Source organism: Psychrobacter sp. T6-6 (genome assembly GCF_052258185.1).
Classification (GTDB): domain Bacteria; phylum Pseudomonadota; class Gammaproteobacteria; order Pseudomonadales; family Moraxellaceae; genus Psychrobacter.
The window spans coordinates 1-18,810 of the sequence record NZ_JBQQEX010000002.1; the positions used below are offsets into that span (position 1 = coordinate 1).

Genomic DNA, 18,810 nt, shown 5'->3' on the forward strand with positions numbered 1-18,810 from the left:
CTACAGATCGTCGCCATGGTAGGCCTTTACCCCACCATCTAGCTAATCCGACTTAGGCTCATCTAATAGCGAGAGCAACAAGTTGCCCCCTTTCTCCCGTAGGACGTATGCGGTATTAATACGAGTTTCCCCGTGCTATCCCCCACTACTAGGTAGATTCCTAAGTATTACTCACCCGTCCGCCGCTCGACGCCTGATAGCAAGCTACCATCGTTTCCGCTCGACTTGCATGTGTTAAGCCTGCCGCCAGCGTTCAATCTGAGCCATGATCAAACTCTTCAGTTTAATCTTGCTATGAAGCTCTTTAAAGAAGCTTCTAAACTTGGCTCATCTAATCTGGCAAAATCGCTAAAAATTATGTTCGTAATGAATTAACTTTGAGTTTTTCTGCTGTCTTAAATGATAATTTTTATAGTTAATAATCTTTCCGAAAAGAAAAGATAGTCAACTTTATTTTTTAGCATTCTGAATCAGCAAAAATCCACACAAGTTGTTCTTTAGTTATGCTTTTAAATAGTCTCAATCACTGTCGTCCAGTCATCGATATATAAGGTATTTCTTTTGCCATCTAGCTAATCCGTCTCCGGTTAAGCTATCTAGCGAGCCGACTATCTTATCATAGTGATATGAATTGTCAAGACTTTTTATAATTTGTTTCACCAGGTTAACTGCGTTATTAATATGTAATTTACATATTAGCTGCCGCTAGTCCGTCCGATGAGGGCGTATTATAGAGAGTTTAATAACTGTGTCAACCAATTTTATACATGTTTTTAAACTTATTTTACAGCTATTAAAAATAATAAATAGTTTCAATAGGTTATGAATTGGTCGATTGGTTGATGTAGTAGAGGAATAGGTACGTTCTCCAATAAGCGAGCTTTTATGGCTACTTTTGGCTTTTATTAGTATAGATAATATTTGGGTTTTCTACCTATCTAATATTCGCTCTACTTGAGCACTTTATCGATTCTACCTTTTATATTGATATTTTCACAAATGATACTATACAGGAGAACCACGATAATCATTTATAGAGTACTAGCGATACTTTGACCCACAGAACTGGATTTATAGAATTGCGTGTTCAAAACCGTTTCTTCTTATCTATTAGCTTTTGTACCTCTTTCTAACTACCTCTCTATCCTTTGATATCTAGTGTTGTTAGAGGGTTTTTGCTATAATCGTCGGTCTATTGCATTATTTGTTTTTGCGCCGCACTAGCATTGCTCTGACAACGAAGTATTACTTACTGTATTAATAGTGGTGAATCTCCTTGAAGAATAATTGAGCTTCGCAATATGCAGTATTGGACAGCTTATAGAATAATGTATACCTCCCACTACATATCACAATGATTAGATATAATTGATGCGGTCTCACGGTTACATGATTGATGGTTGCAGTCATCACTGCCAACGGACCCAATAACAGGCGAATAGATTATGGTAGCGATTACTTTACCCGATGGTAGCGTAAAAGATTTCGAAGGTAATACAACAGTCATGGAAGTGGCGCAGAGTATTGGGACGGGACTCGCTAAAGCGACGGTTGCTGGACGTGTAAATGGTCAATTAGTCGATGCGCACGACCCTATCATCGCTGACGCCAATGTCGAAATCGTAACGCCGAAAGATGATGATGGTGTCGATATTATTCGTCATTCATGTGCTCATCTATTAGGGCATGCGGTTAAGCAGCTTTATCCTGACGTCAAAATGGTAATTGGTCCTGTTATTGACGATGGCTTTTATTATGACATTTTTAGTGAGACACCGTTCACACCTGAGCATATGGAAGCGATTGAAAAGCGCATGATGGCGCTGATCAAGCAGGACTATGACGTTATCAAAAAGATGACGCCACGTGCTGAAGCGATCGAGATATTCGAGTCACGCAATGAAGACTATAAGTTAAAGCTGATCAATGATATGCCAGGCGAAGAAGCATTTGGTTTGTATCATCATCAAGAATATGTCGATATGTGCCGTGGGCCGCACGTGCCGAACACGCGATTTTTGAAAGTATTTAAATTGACTAAAATGTCAGGTGCTTATTGGCGCGGTGATGCGAAAAACGAACAGCTACAGCGTATCTACGGTACGGCTTGGGCAGATAAGAAACAGCTAAAAGCTTATATACAGCGTATTGAGGAAGCTGAAAAACGTGACCATCGTAAAATCGGTAAAGCGTTAAATTTATTCCATATGCAAGAGCAAGCGCCAGGTATGGTGTTCTGGCATGCGAATGGCTGGACAATTTACCAAGTACTTGAGCAATATATGCGTAAAGTGCAATACGATAACGGCTATGAAGAGATCAAAACGCCACAAATTGTTGATCGTAGTCTGTGGGAACGCTCGGGCCATTGGGGCAATTATGCAACCAATATGTTCACGACTGCTAGTGAAAACCGTGATTATGCGGTAAAACCGATGAATTGCCCTTGCCACGTGCAGGTCTTTAACCAAGGTCTAAAGTCTTACCGTGACTTGCCACTACGTATGGCTGAGTTTGGTTCTTGCCATCGCAATGAGCCATCAGGTTCATTACATGGTTTGATGCGCGTACGCGGTTTTACGCAAGATGATGCACATATTTTCTGTACTCAGGCACAGATTCAGCAAGAAGTGGCTGACTTTATTAAGCTAACGCTCGCTGTTTATGAAGATTTCGGCTTTGATAATATTATTATGAAGCTCTCTACCCGTCCTGAAAAACGTGTTGGTAGTGATGAGTCTTGGGATTTTGCAGAAAAGGCTTTAGCAGATGCGCTTGATAGCTCAGGGCTAGACTGGGATTACCTACCTGGTGAAGGTGCATTCTATGGTCCAAAGATTGAGTTTAGTCTAAAGGATTCATTAGGTCGTATTTGGCAGTGCGGCACCATTCAGGTTGATCCAAACATGCCTGAGCGTCTCGATGCAGAGTTCGTCAATGAGCAAAATGATCGTGAAGTCCCTATTATGTTGCACCGTGCAATCTTAGGTTCGTTTGAGCGTTTCATTGGTATTTTGATCGAAAACTATGCCGGTTGGATGCCAGTATGGTTAGCACCGCAACAAGTTGTGGTGATGAATATCACTGATAAACAAGCTGATGCCTGTGAAAGCGTCGTTAGCGAGCTCAAAAATGCAGGTTTGCGCGCTATTAGCGACTTGCGTAACGAAAAGATTGGATTTAAGATACGAGAGAAAACATTAGAACGTATTCCCTATATGCTAGTATTAGGGGATAAAGAAGTCGAATCGGGCAGCGTTAACGTCCGAACTCGCGAAGGTGAGAACCTTGGCGTCATGAGTATTTCTGAATTTATTACATTAGTACAGACCGCTGTCAGTAAAAAAGGCCGACAGCCCCCAAAAACAGATGAGGAGTAATACCTATTAAACAGTCAAACCGTTTGAACATCAACGAAGATATCAACGTCAAAGAAGTCCGCCTCGTCAAAGAAGATGGCGAGCAAATGGGCGTGGTTGATATCGCAACCGCGATGAAAGCGGCACGTGATGAAAACCTAGATTTGGTTGAACTAGTTCCTGAAGCTAAGCCACCAGTATGTAAGATTATGGATTATAAGCATTTCCTCTATGATCAAAAACAAAAGGCTAAAGAAGCTAAGAAAAACCAAAAGCAGACTCAGCTAAAAGAGATGAAGCTACGTCCTAGTACCGAAGAAGCTGATTATCAGGTTAAACTGAGAAAAATCGTAAGCTTCTTGGAAGATCAAGACAAAGTTAAAATTAGCATCCGTTTCCGCGGACGTGAAATGGCGCACCAAGATATTGGTCGCAAACAACTTGATCGTATCATTGAAGATACTGCTGATATCTCAAACGTCGAACAATACCCTAAGATGGAAGGTCGTCAAATGGGTATGCTGCTCGGACCTACTAAGAAAAAGTAATCTGTTTGTAGGACTACTTTGAGTAGTGGCTGTTAGTCGATATAGCTATTTATAACTCTGACCATCAATATGCTGCGGGATATTGATGGTTTTTTATTACCTATGCTGATGCAGACCTCCTTGAAATGATGGCAGGGAAATGTGTGTAGCCAGATATAATTGGCTGACGCTATTTTACAAAACCCACCTTCTCAACTATTTGATTACGCGGTAATCTAAAGGTCTGTTTTATATTTGCTAATCAGCATTTATTCGAACGTTTTAGGTAAGTGTATAAAAATAACGTACATCATGACCATCAGAGTCATTGACAACAAACACTACTTTTATCAGACATCAAAGGAAATTTCATGCAAGAATTGACACCGCCAGAAAACGCCGCAACTCCTACTATATCTCTCACAGCGCCTGAGCCTGTCAAAGAAATACAGAAAAGTGAAGCCGATCAGATGGTCAAGTTGGATGAAAGCCAAATTCCAGAACTCGATGCCAAAGTTGATGCATTTGTCGATCATGTGATTACCAATTCAGTGCATAGTCCAGAGTTTCAGCAAAACGTTCAATCTATTCATAATCTAGGGACAAAAGAGATTCGTGAATCGGCACAAGTCTCTAATCGTATGCTGGATCTACCAGCAAAAAGTCTTAATGACAGTTTGTTTGATAACTCCCCTATTGCAAAGTCTTTAACTGAGCTACGCGGTATTGTGGAAGATTTAGACCCAAGTAAAAAAGAGCTGACTAACTCACGTAAGCTATTCGGTCTGATTCCATTCGGTAATAAAGTACAGGACTATTTCCGTCAGTATGAGTCCGCCCAGTCTCACATTAATGCTGTTGTGACCAGTCTATACAATGGCAAAGACGAGCTGCTCAAAGACAATGCGATGATTGAGCAAGAAAAAGTCAATATGTGGGAGCTGATGCAATCTATTCGTCAATATGTCTATGTTGGCAAAAAAATTGATGAACAGTTGGAGCAAAAGGTCTACGCGATAGAAGCAACAGATCCAGAAAAAGCGCGCATCATTAAAGAAGAGATGCTGTTTTATGTCCGTCAAAAAAACACCGACTTTTTGACCCAGTTAGCAGTGAATGTACAAGGCTATCTGGCACTGGATACCATTCGCCGTAATAATCTAGAACTAATTAAAGGCGTTGATCGTGCAACCACGACCACCGTTTCAGCGCTGCGTACGGCTGTTGTCGTTGCCCAAGCAATGACCAATCAAAAACTGGTACTAGATCAAATCACAGCATTGAACAAGACAACCAGTAGCTTGATTGAGTCAACCTCGGCGATGCTCAAGCGTCAGTCAGGCGAGATCCATGAGCAAGCGACCAGCAGTAGTATTGAACTTGATAAACTGCAAAACGCCTTCAATAATGTCTATGACACTATGGACATGATCAGTAACTATAAAATTGAAGCGCTAGAAAATATGAAGCAAACGGTCAATACCTTGACCACTGAAGTAGATAAAGCACAAAAATATTTGGATAAATCAAATCAAACTACGGTGCTCGAAGTTTCAAAAGAGCTGGATAGCAAAAAAATCACTAACCAATCAAACAGTGTCGATATTGATATTTGATTTATCTATATAGCAGTCACTAAAAGTTGGCTGCTTCCTGCTATCGAATACACATAAGAAAATTGACGCAAGATATTGCGCCGTCGTTCGTGTTAAGATAGCCCCTATTAATAGTCTTAAAAATAGATACGGTAATTTATGAGTTGGAATGATCCAAACGCCTCGAGTGAGGCAAAAAAATACGACAACCCGATTCCTAGTCGCGAACTGATACTCAGTACGATTAATGAACATGGGGAAGTCACACATCAACAATTGGCAAAAGCCTTTAATATTGATGATCCCGACCAATTCGATGCTCTAGGCAATCGCCTAAAAGCAATGGCACGTGATGGACAAGTAAACCGTGAAGGCCGTCCTTATCGCTATCGCACAGTCACTAAGCAAGATATCGTCACAGGTATGGTGTCTGCACATCCAAAGGGTTTTGGGTTTGTGGTATTGAGTGATATGCCAGATTTGTTTTTGCATGAAAAGCAAATGCGCTGGGTATTCAATGGCGATACGGTAGCAGCAGTCGGTACATCAACAGACAATCGTGGTCGCACTGAAGGTCGCATCGTCGATGTGGTTAAACGTCGCCAAAACAACTTCATTGGAACGCTTGCACGTGATGAAGACGGCTACTGCGTGGAGCTTGGTAGTCCAAACAACCATCAGCCAATTACCGTTACTGATGAAAATGTACAAGCGCTAAATGCTAAGCAAGGCGCACCTGTCAAAGTCGATATTATTGACTGGCCAAACCAGCATGAGTTTGGTACAGGTAAAATCACTGAAGTCCTATCTGACGATAATGATCGTGAACTGATCATCGAAACAACCCTTCTTAACTATGATATTCCATCAGAGTTTAGTGAGGCGGCTCTTAAGCAAGCTGGTGACTATCAAGAACCAACTGAAAATGATATCAAAGGTCGTAAAGACTTGCGCCATCTACCGCTTGTCACTATCGATGGCGAAGATGCTCGTGATTTCGATGATGCTGTATTTGCCGAGAAGCGCTCAGGTGGTAACTACCGTGTGGTGGTTGCAATTGCTGATGTTAGCTACTATGTCACGCCAAATTCACCACTAGACCAAGATGCTTATGAGCGCGGTACGTCCGTATACTTCCCACATCGCGTGATTCCGATGCTACCTGAAGTGCTCTCTAATGGTCTGTGTTCACTGAATCCTAATCTAGATCGTCTATGTATGGTCGCTGATATTAAGATATCGCGTGCTGGTAAAGTGACCGGATATGAGTTTTATCCATCAGTCATGCATTCACAAGCCCGTCTAACCTATAATCAAGTGAACGATTATTTGGTGAACCCGAATGATAAGAGACTACCTAAATCGTTAACGGGTAATAAAGACGTTAAAAAGTCTGTTGATACCCTACATCAGTTGTATGAACTACTGCTCAAAAAGCGTGAAGAACGTCATGCAATGGAATTTGAAACGGTTGAAACGTACATCAAGTTCAACGAAAAAGGTGGCATCGAAGCGATTTTGCCACGCACTCGTGGTGACTCTCAAAAGCTAATCGAAGAGTGCATGCTCCTTGCTAACACCTGTGCGGCTAACTTTGCGCTTAAACACGAGTTACCAGTCTTATATCGTAACCATGATAAGCCTGATAACGAGAAGTCGATGCGTATCCATGAATATGCAAAAAACTTCGGTTTACCTTTCCCAGAAGAGAACCCAACGCAAGCGGATTATCAGCGGATTATTGAAGCGACCAAAGACAGACCAGATGCAATCAGTATTCATAGCATGCTACTACGTTCGATGATGCAAGCAAGCTATGCACCTGACAATATTGGTCACTTTGGCTTGGCTTATGACGAATATAGCCACTTTACTTCGCCTATCCGCCGTTACCCAGATCTGATGCTGCATCGTGGTATCAAAGCACAAGTAACGAACAGCAAGCAGCCTTTTATGGACTTCTCGCTTGAAGGTGCTGGTACGCAGACCTCAGACACAGAACGCCGTGCAGAAAAGGCGTCACGATTTGTAGAGTCATGGCTCAAGTGTCATTACATGACTGACCATGTTGGTGAAGAGTTTGAAGGTGTAGTGACTACGGTTACTAGTTTTGGTCTGTTTGTTACATTGACTGACTTATACATCGATGGTTTGGTACATATCTCAAACGTCGGTGATGACTTCTTTGTCTATGATGAGCAGCAGCAACAGCTTATCGGTAAAGACAAAGGTACATTATTTGGGCTTGGTGACTCGGTCAAAGTACAAGTTGCTGGCGTGAACATGGACCTACTGCAAATTGATTTTGATCTAAAAGAAAAGTTGCAGTCGAGTGCCATGAACCAGTCAAAGAAACAGCCTGCTAAAAAAGATCAGCCTAAAAAGAGTCCTGCGAAAAGAAGTAATAATCGCAGAGGGTCTAGCAAAAAAAGCTAATCCGTAACTGAGATTGCAATACTACAAATAAAAAGGGCTAACGTTATCGTTGGCCCTTTTTATTTATGTGCACTTCAACTATAAGATAAGTCGATGATTACTGTGTATTATTCATTTGATCCAAACGATCTTGCTCAGATTGCTGCGCTTGATTGATTTTATTAGTGGCATCGTCTAGCATAACTTTTGGCTGTTCGCCAAGTGGCTTACTAGTAATAGCTGCCGCGTTGTCCTGAGTACTATCTGCATCAGTAGCTGAATCAGTAGCGACAGTACTGACGGCAACCTCCCTATTTTTCTCGCGACTGTTACCGTTTATGATATTAAAGCCCAACAGTGCGACTATGCCAATCACTGCAAATATAATGACATGTTTCATTTCCATAAAAAACCCCGTGTTTGACTCACCATCAAATACGGGTTTCGTTGCACTTTTTGTGCCTATCTTGTGAAGCAGTAGCTGAATATCAGTAATAGTAAATAAAATGAAAAACAACATGCAGATCGCCATAGTTACTTATGCGGACGAAAGCTTAATAGATATCGCTTGTTAAACAACATGTTAGAGCAGTAACCTCAAAATGTGATAAACACAAATAACATTAATAAGAGTGGTCTGATACTATCAATCAACGCCTCTCAAAAAACAAAGCAACTGAAAATGAGATAAGGAACATTTATGGAAAAGGTACTGGTCAGCGCTTGTCTGTTGGGCAAACCTGTACAATATAATGGCAAGGGATTAGCAGCAGCCAGTGACATTCTGACACGGTGGCAAATAGAAGGACGACTGGTTTTAGTGTGTCCAGAGGTCGACGCAGGTATGAGCATACCAAGAGCGCCTGCAGAGATCGTACGCGGTGATGGTACTGATGTCTGGCTGGGTAAATCGGAGGTTATAGAAGAGACAGGCACTGATGTAAGCGTGTATTTCAAAAAAAGGGCTCAGTTGGCATTGGCACTGTGTCAAAAACATCATATTAAAGTAGCAGTGCTGACTGAAAGCAGCCCTTCTTGTGGTAGTAATACCATATACAACGGCCATTTTAGCAATAATAAGATAGCAGGTATGGGCGTGACGGCAGCGCTACTGAGAAAGCATGGTATTGAGGTTTTTAGTCAATATGATCTTGTTGCTGCTGATAGCGCATTACAGTCCGTCATGCCCACAGGGGATTAGACTGTCTACTATCTAATAGGGTTTACTCTTGCGGACTATTGTTATTGAGTAAATCCGTCTCATCTGAGCTCTGGGCAATCTCCTGCTCGACTTTTTCCATTAGCTTGTCATCAGGGCGAGCATCGAGAACATCATTAGCGCTCTGACCTTGTAAAATAACTTTGGCTCGTGCTTTTGCCTGCTTCTTATCCTTATCATCAATATCACGCTCATCATTTGCTGGTGCATCAGGCATAGTAGGCGTAATTGTCAGGTCAGATTTGTCACTACTCGCACCACTCTGCATATGCTCAAAGGCTTTTTCTAATTTGTTGTTAAACCTCAGACGATAAATAGGTTCAGGCAAGCTAAAGCCCTCGTTTTCTAACGCATGCTTGGTTTCGCGAATGGCAATACTACGTGCTTTTAAAAAGTCCGTTTCGGATTGATCAACCCACACTTGAAATTCAAGCACGATATTAGAATCACCTACATTGGTAATAATCGCAATTGCTTTTGGCTCTTCTAATACAAATGCTAATGTATGTATCGCATCCAGCCCTACTTTGATTGCAGCCAATGGATCATCATTGGCATCCACACCCAACTCAAAGGTGAAGCGACGCTCGGGATTTTTGGTATAGTTTAGGATCGTACCTTTAAACACTTCAGCATTGGGGATACGTAGCTGATTGCCATCTAGCGTCATTAATATCGTCGCACGTGACGTCAGACGAACCACAATCCCCTCTTGACCATTAATCACCACTTGATCACGTGCACGAAAGGGCTGACGGATACTGAGCATTAAAGAAGCTATATAATTTTCGATAGTGTCTTTGACTGCAAAACCGACCGCGATACCAATGACACCAGCACCGCCGAGCAACGTGCCCAATACTGTTTCTGCACCGATCAAGCTCAGTGCCAGAATAAGACCAAAAATAATAAAGATAACTTTAATGGTCTGCGACAAGAGCTCAGCGACAAAAGGATTGGGCGTGAGGCGCTGCCACATTTTTTTGCGTCTAGATAACCAACTACCAAACCATGTCACGAGTGCAAATATGACGATACCAACCAGCAATAAAGGCAGCGCCTTTACTAGGTTTTCCAGTTGCGCTTTTAGACCCTGATAAACTGTCGATACGTTTTCTTGAACATCTAGTGTACGGTTGATGTTGTCATCAACCGTCACGACGTCTGTCAAACGGTTGGTCAAATTGATAGCTTGTTGTGCCTTTTTTTCGTTGGCAGTTTCTCCCGCTAAGGTGACGACACCTTGAGTAACATTAACAGTAACGGCTTGTAATCCTTCTATTTCAGAAAAGATTCCATTGATTCGCTGACGGATGTCGTTGTCTTTTTGGAGGGTGGGTGTAGTTTCAATTTGACCATTATTGGTACTTTCGCCATTGATTGCGGGTGGCGGGGCAGGAGTCGGTGTGGAAATGTTGGTTTCTGACGTGTCGTCATCTGCTGTCGTTGTATTATCAGGTATTGCGTCCTCTACACCCAATGCCGCTGCAATACCAGAAACCTCTTCACCAGCAGCATAGGCTGGCAACGTACAAAAGATGCTTAGTAGCAACACCATTTGACCCCACGCTCTTAGAAGATGACGTATCCTTGGGCGGTCAAGATAAGTGTCCATAAGCATCCTTTGCTGTTATAGAGTTTGTACCATTACGTTTTTACTAACTTTGAGCGTTAGCTGTCTAGATAGCGCTGCGCCTCACTCAAGTTCAATGTGCCTTCGTAGATAGCACGGCCAGTGATAATACCTTCTATACAGTCGCCATAAGGCTTCAATAGCTCAATGTCTTTCATATCAGTAACGCCACCTGATGCAATCACTGGTAATCCGCCTTCACGTGCCAAATTGACGGTTTGCTCTACATTAACGCCTTGCATCATGCCATCACGGGCAATATCAGTATACACAATAGAGGAGACACCCACATCAGCAAAACGCTTGGCTAGCTCAGTTGCCTTAGTATCAGTAACATTGGCCCAGCCATGTGTAGCCACCATACCGTCTTTGGCATCGATACCAACGATAATGTGTCCTGCAAACTCACGACAAGCTTCTGCGACAAAATCAGGATCTTCGACAGCTTTTGTCCCAATGATAATATAAGTCAAACCCGCAGTGATGTACTGCTCAATGGTATTCATATTACGCACACCGCCGCCCAACTGAATAGGCAGGTTCGGATACGCTTTGGTAATATCGTTGACCACTTGTCTGTGCACGGGTACGCCATCAAAAGCCCCATTCAAATCGACCAAATGCAGACGACGTGCGCCTTCATCTACCCAGCGTGCTGCCATCGCAACCGGATCATCAGAGAATACCGTATCATCTTCCATACGGCCTTGTTTTAAACGTACACATTTACCATCTTTTAAATCAATAGCCGGGATAATGACAGGTACAGCACACATATAGCATTCCTTATAAAGCACAGTATTGGTAATAAATTTAGACAAGCATATTTTTGGAAATCAAACGATATCAGAGCATTACACAATAATAGAAAACGTCACTCAACAGCGGTATAAATCATAGACAGATTATAAACCAGATAAAAAAGTCAAAATCTGCTCAGATAGAAATAGGAAATGAGGGAAACCAAACAGTCATAACCATAAGTTTTCGTATTTGGAATCACCACCAACATTCGTTAAATTCCATTACTGACTGGCAATTTTAGGTCAATTTAGCGTATAATCCTAGGTAAATTTTTATTTGTTTCTATGTGATGGTAACCAGGTGTTACGCTTTTTGTTGAGTCATTATTACTTAGTCGTAATTAAAGAGGACTCAGACACAAAGAGCAATAGCTGAATGTATCCGTATGATATTGACTGATATATTGCCCAAAAAGGTTATAATAGAAATCTAATCTGGTAGTCTGTATACCACCGATTCTGCAGTATTAAGCCCCATTGGATACCTTTTAAATTCCTGTCACTAGCCAACAATATCAGAACCGTTAAACCTAGCGTTGTAGCAGCTCATCACAACGATGTGATCCTGCTGACCTAGATTATCTTTTAGCCAGTTTATCATCTACTCAATAGATCGTTATGTGGTCACACTTCTAACCAATCAGGTATGTTTGACTGATAATGATTGGATAAAGGTGGTCCCTATACTGGTGTTACAAGTTTTAAATTTCAATGAAACGTGTGATAGGGCTGTTATTTTCAAAATAGTTTCTCTTAGCAATGTGCTTTAGAGGATTAATTTGGCTTAATAGTTTTAGCATACACCTTGGTAGCCAGTCGCCACTTTGGTAATTCGAATAAGACATTAACGTGTTGTTAAGGAGTCTAAGGTCAGCGTTAATACTCTTAATAGTAGTTATGATTATGTATTGTCCCAACAGAGCTTTCATCCCTATTTCGATATAGAAATAGACGATTGAAGGCTCTATTGAGTGATACAGGTTTTCATACTACCGATGTGCCAAACAGGATGTCTGGTATCGTTTTAGACTATGGACTAAGTTTTCGCTTATGATTACCATCAAAAAAGGTTTGGATTTGCCCATTACCGGTGAACCCTCCCGCGAGATATCTGAGCACCAACCGACACATGTAGCACTTGTCGGCTATGACTATGTGGGTATGAAACCTACAATGAATGTCAAAGAAGGTGACATTGTAGCCAAAGGTCAGCCCGTTTTTGAAGATAAAAAACGTGTCGGCGTCATCTACACTGCCCCTGCTGCCGGTAAGGTCGTCGCTGTTAAACGTGGCGAGCGTCGAGTGTTTGAGAGTCTTGTGATTGCGGTCGACCCAAATGGTGAAGAAGTAGACTTTGAGCGCTATGACTCACAGCAGCTTGCTGACCTAGACTCTGAAGTCGTTGAAACCCAACTGATTGCCTCTGGCGAATGGACAGCGTTTCGCACGCGTCCCTATAGCCGCGCACCAGAAATCGGTGCTCGTCCACACGCTATCTTTGTCACAGCGACAGATACCAACCCATTGGCGCTTGACCCAATGCTGGTGATCAATGAGCAGCTACAAGCGTTCAATGATGGCCTTGCTGTACTGTCTACGCTCACGCCAAAGACCTTTGTCTGTCATCATGGTGATGCCAAACTGACGCCAGTTGCAAAAACTGCTGCGGATAATGTCACTGAGTATCATGGTTTTGCTGGAAAACATCCAGCTGGTCTTGCTGGTACGCACATTCACTTTTTGCATCCGATTATGCGCGGTGTGACCGTGTGGACAGTTGGCTATCAAGACGTGATCGCGATTGGTAAGCTGTTTACGACAGGTCGTCTATATACTCGCCGTATGCTGAGCCTAGCTGGTCCTGCGGTTACCAACCCGCATTTGGTTGCAACCGAGCGCGGTGCTGATATTACGGCATTAACCAAAGGCAAGCTTGCTGCTGGCGAGAACCGAGTTATTTCAGGTTCAGTGTTGTCCGGTCGCAAAGTGTTTGACAATGTGGCTTATCTTGGTCGTTTTCACAACCAGATCAGTGTACTGACTGAAGGTCATGAGCGCCCAGCGTTTCATTTCTTTAGCCCAGGTAAAAACCGCTTTTCAAAACTGCCTATCTATATTTCGCAGTTCTTTGGTGGCAAAAAATACAACTTCACCACGACAAGTAATGGCTCACCGCGAGCGATGGTACCCATCGGTGTCTATGAAGAAGTCATGCCACAAGATTACCTACCCACTCAACTACTACGTGCATTGATTGTCGAAGACATTATTAGTGCTGTAGATTTGGGCGTTCTTGAATTGGATGAAGAAGATTTGGCACTATGCACCTTTGTATCTCCTGGCAAATATGAGTTTGGTGATATTTTGCGTGATAATTTAACGCGCATTGAGCTGGAGGGCTAACCACGATGAAATTTTTACACAATATGTTCGATCGTATGGAGCCATCTTTCACCAAAGGCGGCAAACACGAAAAGTACTATGCCATTTTTGAGATGTTTGATACGTTTCTGCGTCAACCAGGTACAACGACATTTGCCTCATCACATGTACGCGACGGGATCGACCTAAAGCGTATTATGATTACCGTATGGCTATGTACGTTCCCAGCGATGTTTTGGGGTATGTACAACATCGGTCATCAAGCACTGACGGCTATCGCCCAGCTTGGTCTACAGCCCGACGGCTGGCGTACTGTCATCACTAGCATGGCAGGCTATAACCCAGACAGTATCTGGGCAAGCTTCGTTTACGGGGCCATGCAGTTTTTACCTATTTATATCGTGACTTTTGCTGTTGGTATTCTCTGTGAGATTATCTTCGCGGTCGTACGCGGGCATGAAGTTAACGAAGGTTTCTTTGTGACCTCAGTTCTGTTTGCGCTATGTCTACCACCAGATATTCCTTTATGGCAAGTTGCCTTGGGTATTATCTTTGGTGTAGTCGTCGCAAAAGAAGTGTTCGGTGGTACCGGTAAAAACTTCCTGAACCCTGCCCTATCAGGTCGTGCGTTCTTGTACTTTGCTTATCCAGCCTATATGTCTGGTGACTCAGTATGGACAGCTGTAGATGGATTCTCAGGTGCAACCCCTCTCGGTCTTGCCGCGCTTGGTGTGGTTCCTCAAGACTTCGTTGATGTCTATGGCAATGCGATCACGTGGAGTGATGCGTTCTTAGGCAACATGCAAGGCAGTATCGGTGAAGTATCAACGCTGGCAATCTTGTTGGGTGCTGCAGTACTGCTATGGACACGTATTGCCTCTTGGCGCATCATGGCAGGTTGTGTGGTTGGTCTGATTGCGACCTCTCTTGTATTCAATATGATCGGCTCTGATGACAATATGATGATGAGCTTGCCATTCTACTGGCATCTGGTCATTGGTGGCTTTGCATTCGGTGCGGTCTTTATGGCGACCGACCCTGTTTCAGCTGCACATACCAATAAAGGCCGCTGGGCTTATGGTATTTTGATTGGTTTTATGACCGTATTGATTCGTGTCATTAACCCAGCTTTCCCAGAAGGCATCATGCTGGCCATCTTATTTGCCAACTTATTTGCCCCATTGTTTGATTATTTTGTGACTCAAGCAAACATCAAACGCCAAACTGCTCGGAGGGTTCGTTATGTCCAAGCCCAAAAGTAATAACGCAAAAACCATCAGCGTGGCGTTGACGCTATGCTTGGTGTGCTCAGTATTGGTCTCAGCGGTCGCTGTTGGTCTAAAGCCTGCACAAGTCGAAAACGCACGCTTAGACCGCAACAAAAACATCTTGGTTGCTGCTGATCTATATGATGCTGAATCTGATACCGCCGATGATGTTGCTGAACGTTTTAAAGACTTTGATGTGAAAATCATTGATCTAAACGAAGGCACTTATCTCGATGACGATGCGCTAAAAACTGCTGGTATTCCTGATCGTAATGCCTATGACGCCAGTCAAGCGACAAAGAACCAAGCCTTGAGCGAAGACTTGGGTGACAACGATCCTGCTGGTATCGGCCGTAAGCCAAAGTATGCCAAAGTCTATGTCAAAGAAGACGATGCTGGTCAACCAGAAGCGATTGTACTACCTATTCAGGGCTACGGTCTGTGGGGTACGATTTATGGTTTCTTAACGCTTGAGAGCGATATGAACACCATCAAAGGTATCAGCTTTTATGAGCATAAAGAAACCCCAGGTCTGGGCGCTCGTATCGAAGAGCCAGCATGGCGTGCAAAGTGGAGCGGTATCGAGTCTTATGACGAAAACGGTGACGTTGCTACTGGTGTAACCAAAGCGGGTAATCCAAAAGAAAACTGGGTCGATGGCATTAGCGGTGCAACACTGACTAGCCGCGGCGTCAGCAACATGATTCAGTTTTGGTTAGGTGAGCAAGGCTATAAGCCTTATCTAGATATGCTACGTGAAGAGAGCGGTCAAACGATTGATGATGCAGAAGCGCAAGCCAATCAATCAAAACCGGCCGCTCAACCTAAAACCGAATTGGCAGCCAAGCTACCAGTAGCAAACGGCAAGGAGGCATAACATGGCTGATACTAAAAGTATTTTAACCACGCCTATTTTTGACAATAACCCCATTGGCCTACAGATCCTCGGTATCTGTTCGGCGCTGGCGGTCACCACAAGTATGGCAAACGCCATGGTTATGTGTGTGGCATTGACATTGGTGACGGCGTTCTCAAGCTTCTTTATCTCCGTGATTCGTAAAAAGATTCCATCAAGTATTCGTATCATTGTACAGATGACGATTATTGCGTCATTGGTTATCTTGGTTGATCAGGTGCTAAAAGCTGTCGCTTATGATGTGAGTAAAGGTCTGTCGGTTTTCGTTGGTCTGATCATCACCAACTGTATCGTTATGGGCCGTGCTGAAGCGTTTGCCATGAGCAACCCACCAATTCCAAGCTTTTTAGACGGTATTGGTAACGGTCTTGGTTATTCGGCGGTCTTGCTGTTCGTTGCTACTATTCGCGAACTATTGGGCGCGGGCACTTGGTTTGGTATCACTATCCTACAGCCAGTTACTGATGGCGGTTGGTATATACCGAATGGTCTGTTGCTATTGCCACCATCAGCGTTCTTCATTATTGCTTTGTTTATCGCGATCGTGCGTATCTGGAAACCAGAACAAGTGGAAGAAGCTGAGTTTGTAATGAAGCCGCAGTCTAAAGGCATGGCACATGGAGGCGGTCACTAATGGGACATTATATTAGTTTATTTATAACCTCAGTCTTTATTGAGAACATGGCACTTGCCTACTTCTTAGGCATGTGTACTTTTTTGGCCGTATCCAAAAAAGTCTCAACTGCTATCGGACTTGGTGTTGCCGTTATCGTCGTTATGGCCATCACGGTTCCGCTAAACAACTTGCTATTCCAGTTCATCCTAAAAGATGGTGCACTGGCATGGGCAGGCTTCCCTGATATCGACTTGAGCTTCCTAGGATTGCTCAGTTATATCGGTTTGATTGCGGCTACCGTACAGATCCTAGAGATGTTCTTGGACAAGTTTGTACCCAGTCTTTACAACGCGCTTGGGGTATTCTTACCATTAATCACTGTAAACTGTGCCATCTTAGGTGGTGTACTATTTATGGTAGAGCGTGATTATAACTTTGGTGAGTCTGTTGTCTATGGTGTGGGTGCAGGCTTCGGTTGGGCACTTGCTATTACTGCATTGGCAGGTATTCGTGAAAAGCTTAAATACTCAGACATTCCAGCGCCATTGCGCGGTCTTGGTATTACCTTTCTCACGGTTGGTCTGATGTCGCTCGGCTTTATGTCGTTCGGTGGTATGTCCATCTAAACTGCTAAGCTCAAAGCTCTCATTAGCTGTTTGACTTATTTAATTCATTTATTCGGTAAGGGTTCGGATACAGCATAAAACATGCCTCCGCTCCCCTACCCCATAGATTAAGGATACCTACCATGGATTACGCTACGGCGATTGGTGGCGTTGCTATGTTTACCTTGATCATCATGGGCCTTGTCGCTATTATTTTGGCGGCACGCTCAAGACTGGTCAGTTCAGGCGATGTTACTATCCATATCAATGATAATCCCGATAATGACGTGGTGACACCAGCAGGCGGTAAGCTACTGCAAACCCTAGCAGGCGAAGGTATATTTTTGTCTTCAGCGTGTGGTGGTGGTGGTACTTGTGCGCAGTGCCGTTGCCGCGTTATTGAAGGTGGTGGTTCTATTTTGCCCACCGAAGAAGGCTATTTTACTCAAGGCGAAATCCGCAATCACATGCGCTTGGCCTGTCAGGTAGCTGTTAAGCAAGACATGAAGATTGAGATCGATCCTGAGTTCTTTGATGTACAAAAGTGGGAATGTGAAGTTATCTCTAATGATAACGTGGCTACTTTCATCAAAGAGCTGGTACTAAAAATCCCAGAAGGCGAAGAAGTAAACTTCCGCGCTGGTGGTTATGTACAGCTCGAAGCGCCGCCGCATGAAGTACATTACAAAGACTTTGCGATTGATGAAGAATATAGAGAAGATTGGGAAAAATTTGGTATCTTCGACTATGTGTCAAAAGTTGATGAGCCTGTTATCCGTGCTTACTCGATGGCCAACTATCCTGAAGAAAGAGGCCTGATCAAGTTCAACATTCGTATCGCAAGTCCACCGCCACGTGGCGGTGAAGGTATTCCGCCAGGCAAAATGTCTTCATGGGTATTTAGTCTCGTCCCTGGTGACAAAGTGACGGTTTCAGGTCCTTATGGTGAATTCTTTGCCAAAAAGACTGAAGCTGAAATGATCTTTGTTGGTGGTGGTGCTGGTATGGCTCCGATGCGCTCGCATATTTTTGATCAGTTGAAGCGCTTAGACACTGATCGTAAAATCAGTTTCTGGTATGGTGCTCGCTCGATTCGTGAGATGTTCTATGTTGAAGATTATGATCAACTAGAAGAAGAGTTTGATAACTTTGAGTGGCACGTTGCACTGTCTGACCCATTACCAGAAGATAACTGGGAAGGTCCAACTGGCTTTATCCATAATGTATTGCTCGAAAACTATCTGAAAGATCATCCAAACCCAGAAGATTGTGAGTATTACATGTGTGGGCCACCGATGATGAACGCTGCCGTCATCGACATGCTACACAGCATGGGCGTAGAAGACGAAAACATCATGCTTGATGACTTCGGTGGTTAAACCAGTTAGCTGAATTTAGAAGCATATAAAAAAAGAGTCTCAATTGAGGCTCTTTTTTTATGCCAAAATTTTAACTACAAATCTAATTGGTAG

At 43.2% G+C, this 18,810-nt stretch carries 14 protein-coding genes and 1 rRNA gene; 11 read left to right on the plus strand and 4 right to left on the minus strand.

What is annotated here, in order from left to right:
* Positions 1-285: ribosomal RNA gene (locus ACTXGL_RS03200) — 16S ribosomal RNA — on the minus strand; the annotation flags it as partial.
* 1,160 nt (positions 286-1,445) lie between these two features.
* On the opposite strand from ACTXGL_RS03200, the gene thrS reads away from it, so the two are divergent.
* The 4 genes from thrS (at position 1,446) to rnr (ending at position 7,917) form a co-directional block, all read left to right on the plus strand.
* Complete coding sequence (thrS, locus tag ACTXGL_RS03205) at positions 1,446-3,380, plus strand: threonine--tRNA ligase (protein ID WP_443524851.1); 1,935 nt, start codon at positions 1,446-1,448, stop codon at positions 3,378-3,380.
* 23 nt (positions 3,381-3,403) lie between these two features.
* Complete coding sequence (gene infC / locus ACTXGL_RS03210) at positions 3,404-3,907, plus strand: translation initiation factor IF-3 (protein WP_057762155.1); 504 nt, start codon at positions 3,404-3,406, stop codon at positions 3,905-3,907.
* A gap of 350 nt (positions 3,908-4,257) precedes the next feature.
* Positions 4,258-5,502 carry a toxic anion resistance protein gene (locus ACTXGL_RS03215; protein ID WP_443524853.1) on the plus strand — a complete coding sequence of 415 codons (1,245 nt, stop codon included), beginning with the start codon at positions 4,258-4,260 and terminating at the stop codon, positions 5,500-5,502.
* 138 nt (positions 5,503-5,640) lie between these two features.
* The gene (gene rnr / locus ACTXGL_RS03220; RefSeq protein ID WP_443524855.1) at positions 5,641-7,917 is read left to right on the plus strand and encodes a ribonuclease R; all 2,277 of its coding nucleotides are present in this window, start codon (positions 5,641-5,643) and stop codon (positions 7,915-7,917) included.
* 97 nt (positions 7,918-8,014) lie between these two features.
* Here the strand turns inward: rnr and ACTXGL_RS03225 are convergent, their stop codons facing one another.
* Positions 8,015-8,302 carry a hypothetical protein gene (locus ACTXGL_RS03225; protein ID WP_443524856.1) on the minus strand — a complete coding sequence of 96 codons (288 nt, stop codon included), beginning with the start codon at positions 8,300-8,302 and terminating at the stop codon, positions 8,015-8,017.
* Positions 8,303-8,596: 294 nt separating this feature from the next.
* Here ACTXGL_RS03225 and ACTXGL_RS03230 point away from each other — a divergent pair, with 294 nt between their 5' ends.
* The gene (locus ACTXGL_RS03230) at positions 8,597-9,097 is read left to right on the plus strand and encodes a 2-thiouracil desulfurase family protein (RefSeq protein WP_443524857.1); all 501 of its coding nucleotides are present in this window, start codon (positions 8,597-8,599) and stop codon (positions 9,095-9,097) included.
* A 22-nt stretch (positions 9,098-9,119) separates the two neighbouring features.
* Here the strand turns inward: ACTXGL_RS03230 and ACTXGL_RS03235 are convergent, their stop codons facing one another.
* Entirely contained in the window at positions 9,120-10,730 is a 1,611-nt protein-coding gene (locus ACTXGL_RS03235; protein ID WP_443524858.1) for a mechanosensitive ion channel domain-containing protein, read from the minus strand.
* 56 nt (positions 10,731-10,786) lie between these two features.
* On the minus strand, positions 10,787-11,524 hold the full coding sequence (hisA, locus tag ACTXGL_RS03240; RefSeq protein ID WP_201547583.1) for a 1-(5-phosphoribosyl)-5-[(5-phosphoribosylamino)methylideneamino]imidazole-4-carboxamide isomerase: 738 nt from the start codon (positions 11,522-11,524) through the stop codon (positions 10,787-10,789).
* 1,077 nt (positions 11,525-12,601) lie between these two features.
* Between hisA and ACTXGL_RS03245 the strand changes: the two genes are divergently transcribed.
* The 6 genes from ACTXGL_RS03245 to nqrF all read left to right on the plus strand — a co-directional run bounded on the left by ACTXGL_RS03245 (position 12,602) and on the right by nqrF (position 18,717).
* Positions 12,602-13,954 (plus strand): Na(+)-translocating NADH-quinone reductase subunit A, encoded by a 1,353-nt coding sequence (locus ACTXGL_RS03245; protein WP_443524859.1) that lies wholly within the window; start codon positions 12,602-12,604, stop codon positions 13,952-13,954.
* A 5-nt stretch (positions 13,955-13,959) separates the two neighbouring features.
* On the plus strand, positions 13,960-15,195 hold the full coding sequence (locus ACTXGL_RS03250; RefSeq protein ID WP_443524861.1) for an NADH:ubiquinone reductase (Na(+)-transporting) subunit B: 1,236 nt from the start codon (positions 13,960-13,962) through the stop codon (positions 15,193-15,195).
* On the plus strand, positions 15,176-16,078 hold the full coding sequence (locus tag ACTXGL_RS03255; protein WP_443524862.1) for a Na(+)-translocating NADH-quinone reductase subunit C: 903 nt from the start codon (positions 15,176-15,178) through the stop codon (positions 16,076-16,078). The genes ACTXGL_RS03250 and ACTXGL_RS03255 overlap by 20 nt, the downstream gene beginning before the upstream one ends.
* A 1-nt stretch (position 16,079) precedes the next feature.
* The gene (locus tag ACTXGL_RS03260) at positions 16,080-16,751 is read left to right on the plus strand and encodes an NADH:ubiquinone reductase (Na(+)-transporting) subunit D (RefSeq protein ID WP_201602231.1); all 672 of its coding nucleotides are present in this window, start codon (positions 16,080-16,082) and stop codon (positions 16,749-16,751) included.
* Positions 16,751-17,359 (plus strand): NADH:ubiquinone reductase (Na(+)-transporting) subunit E, encoded by a 609-nt coding sequence (nqrE, locus tag ACTXGL_RS03265; RefSeq protein WP_075107228.1) that lies wholly within the window; start codon positions 16,751-16,753, stop codon positions 17,357-17,359. Before ACTXGL_RS03260 ends, nqrE begins: the two co-directional genes overlap by 1 nt.
* A 122-nt stretch (positions 17,360-17,481) precedes the next feature.
* Complete coding sequence (gene nqrF / locus ACTXGL_RS03270) at positions 17,482-18,717, plus strand: NADH:ubiquinone reductase (Na(+)-transporting) subunit F (protein ID WP_443524864.1); 1,236 nt, start codon at positions 17,482-17,484, stop codon at positions 18,715-18,717.
* Positions 18,718-18,810 lie beyond the last annotated feature (93 nt).

Excerpts from the sequence above, each read along its gene's own strand:
- thrS (WP_443524851.1), top strand. The coding sequence starts at position 1,446 with ATGGTAGCGATTACTTTACCCGATGGTAGCGTAAAAGATTTCGAAGGT.
- ACTXGL_RS03215 (WP_443524853.1), top strand. The coding sequence starts at position 4,258 with ATGCAAGAATTGACACCGCCAGAAAACGCCGCAACTCCTACTATATCT.
- rnr (WP_443524855.1), top strand. The coding sequence starts at position 5,641 with ATGAGTTGGAATGATCCAAACGCCTCGAGTGAGGCAAAAAAATACGAC.
- ACTXGL_RS03225 (WP_443524856.1), bottom strand. The coding sequence starts at position 8,302 with ATGGAAATGAAACATGTCATTATATTTGCAGTGATTGGCATAGTCGCA.
- ACTXGL_RS03230 (WP_443524857.1), top strand. The coding sequence starts at position 8,597 with ATGGAAAAGGTACTGGTCAGCGCTTGTCTGTTGGGCAAACCTGTACAA.
- ACTXGL_RS03235 (WP_443524858.1), bottom strand. The coding sequence starts at position 10,730 with ATGGACACTTATCTTGACCGCCCAAGGATACGTCATCTTCTAAGAGCG.
- hisA (WP_201547583.1), bottom strand. The coding sequence starts at position 11,524 with ATGTGTGCTGTACCTGTCATTATCCCGGCTATTGATTTAAAAGATGGT.
- ACTXGL_RS03245 (WP_443524859.1), top strand. The coding sequence starts at position 12,602 with ATGATTACCATCAAAAAAGGTTTGGATTTGCCCATTACCGGTGAACCC.
- ACTXGL_RS03250 (WP_443524861.1), top strand. The coding sequence starts at position 13,960 with ATGAAATTTTTACACAATATGTTCGATCGTATGGAGCCATCTTTCACC.
- ACTXGL_RS03255 (WP_443524862.1), top strand. The coding sequence starts at position 15,176 with ATGTCCAAGCCCAAAAGTAATAACGCAAAAACCATCAGCGTGGCGTTG.
- ACTXGL_RS03260 (WP_201602231.1), top strand. The coding sequence starts at position 16,080 with ATGGCTGATACTAAAAGTATTTTAACCACGCCTATTTTTGACAATAAC.
- nqrE (WP_075107228.1), top strand. The coding sequence starts at position 16,751 with ATGGGACATTATATTAGTTTATTTATAACCTCAGTCTTTATTGAGAAC.
- nqrF (WP_443524864.1), top strand. The coding sequence starts at position 17,482 with ATGGATTACGCTACGGCGATTGGTGGCGTTGCTATGTTTACCTTGATC.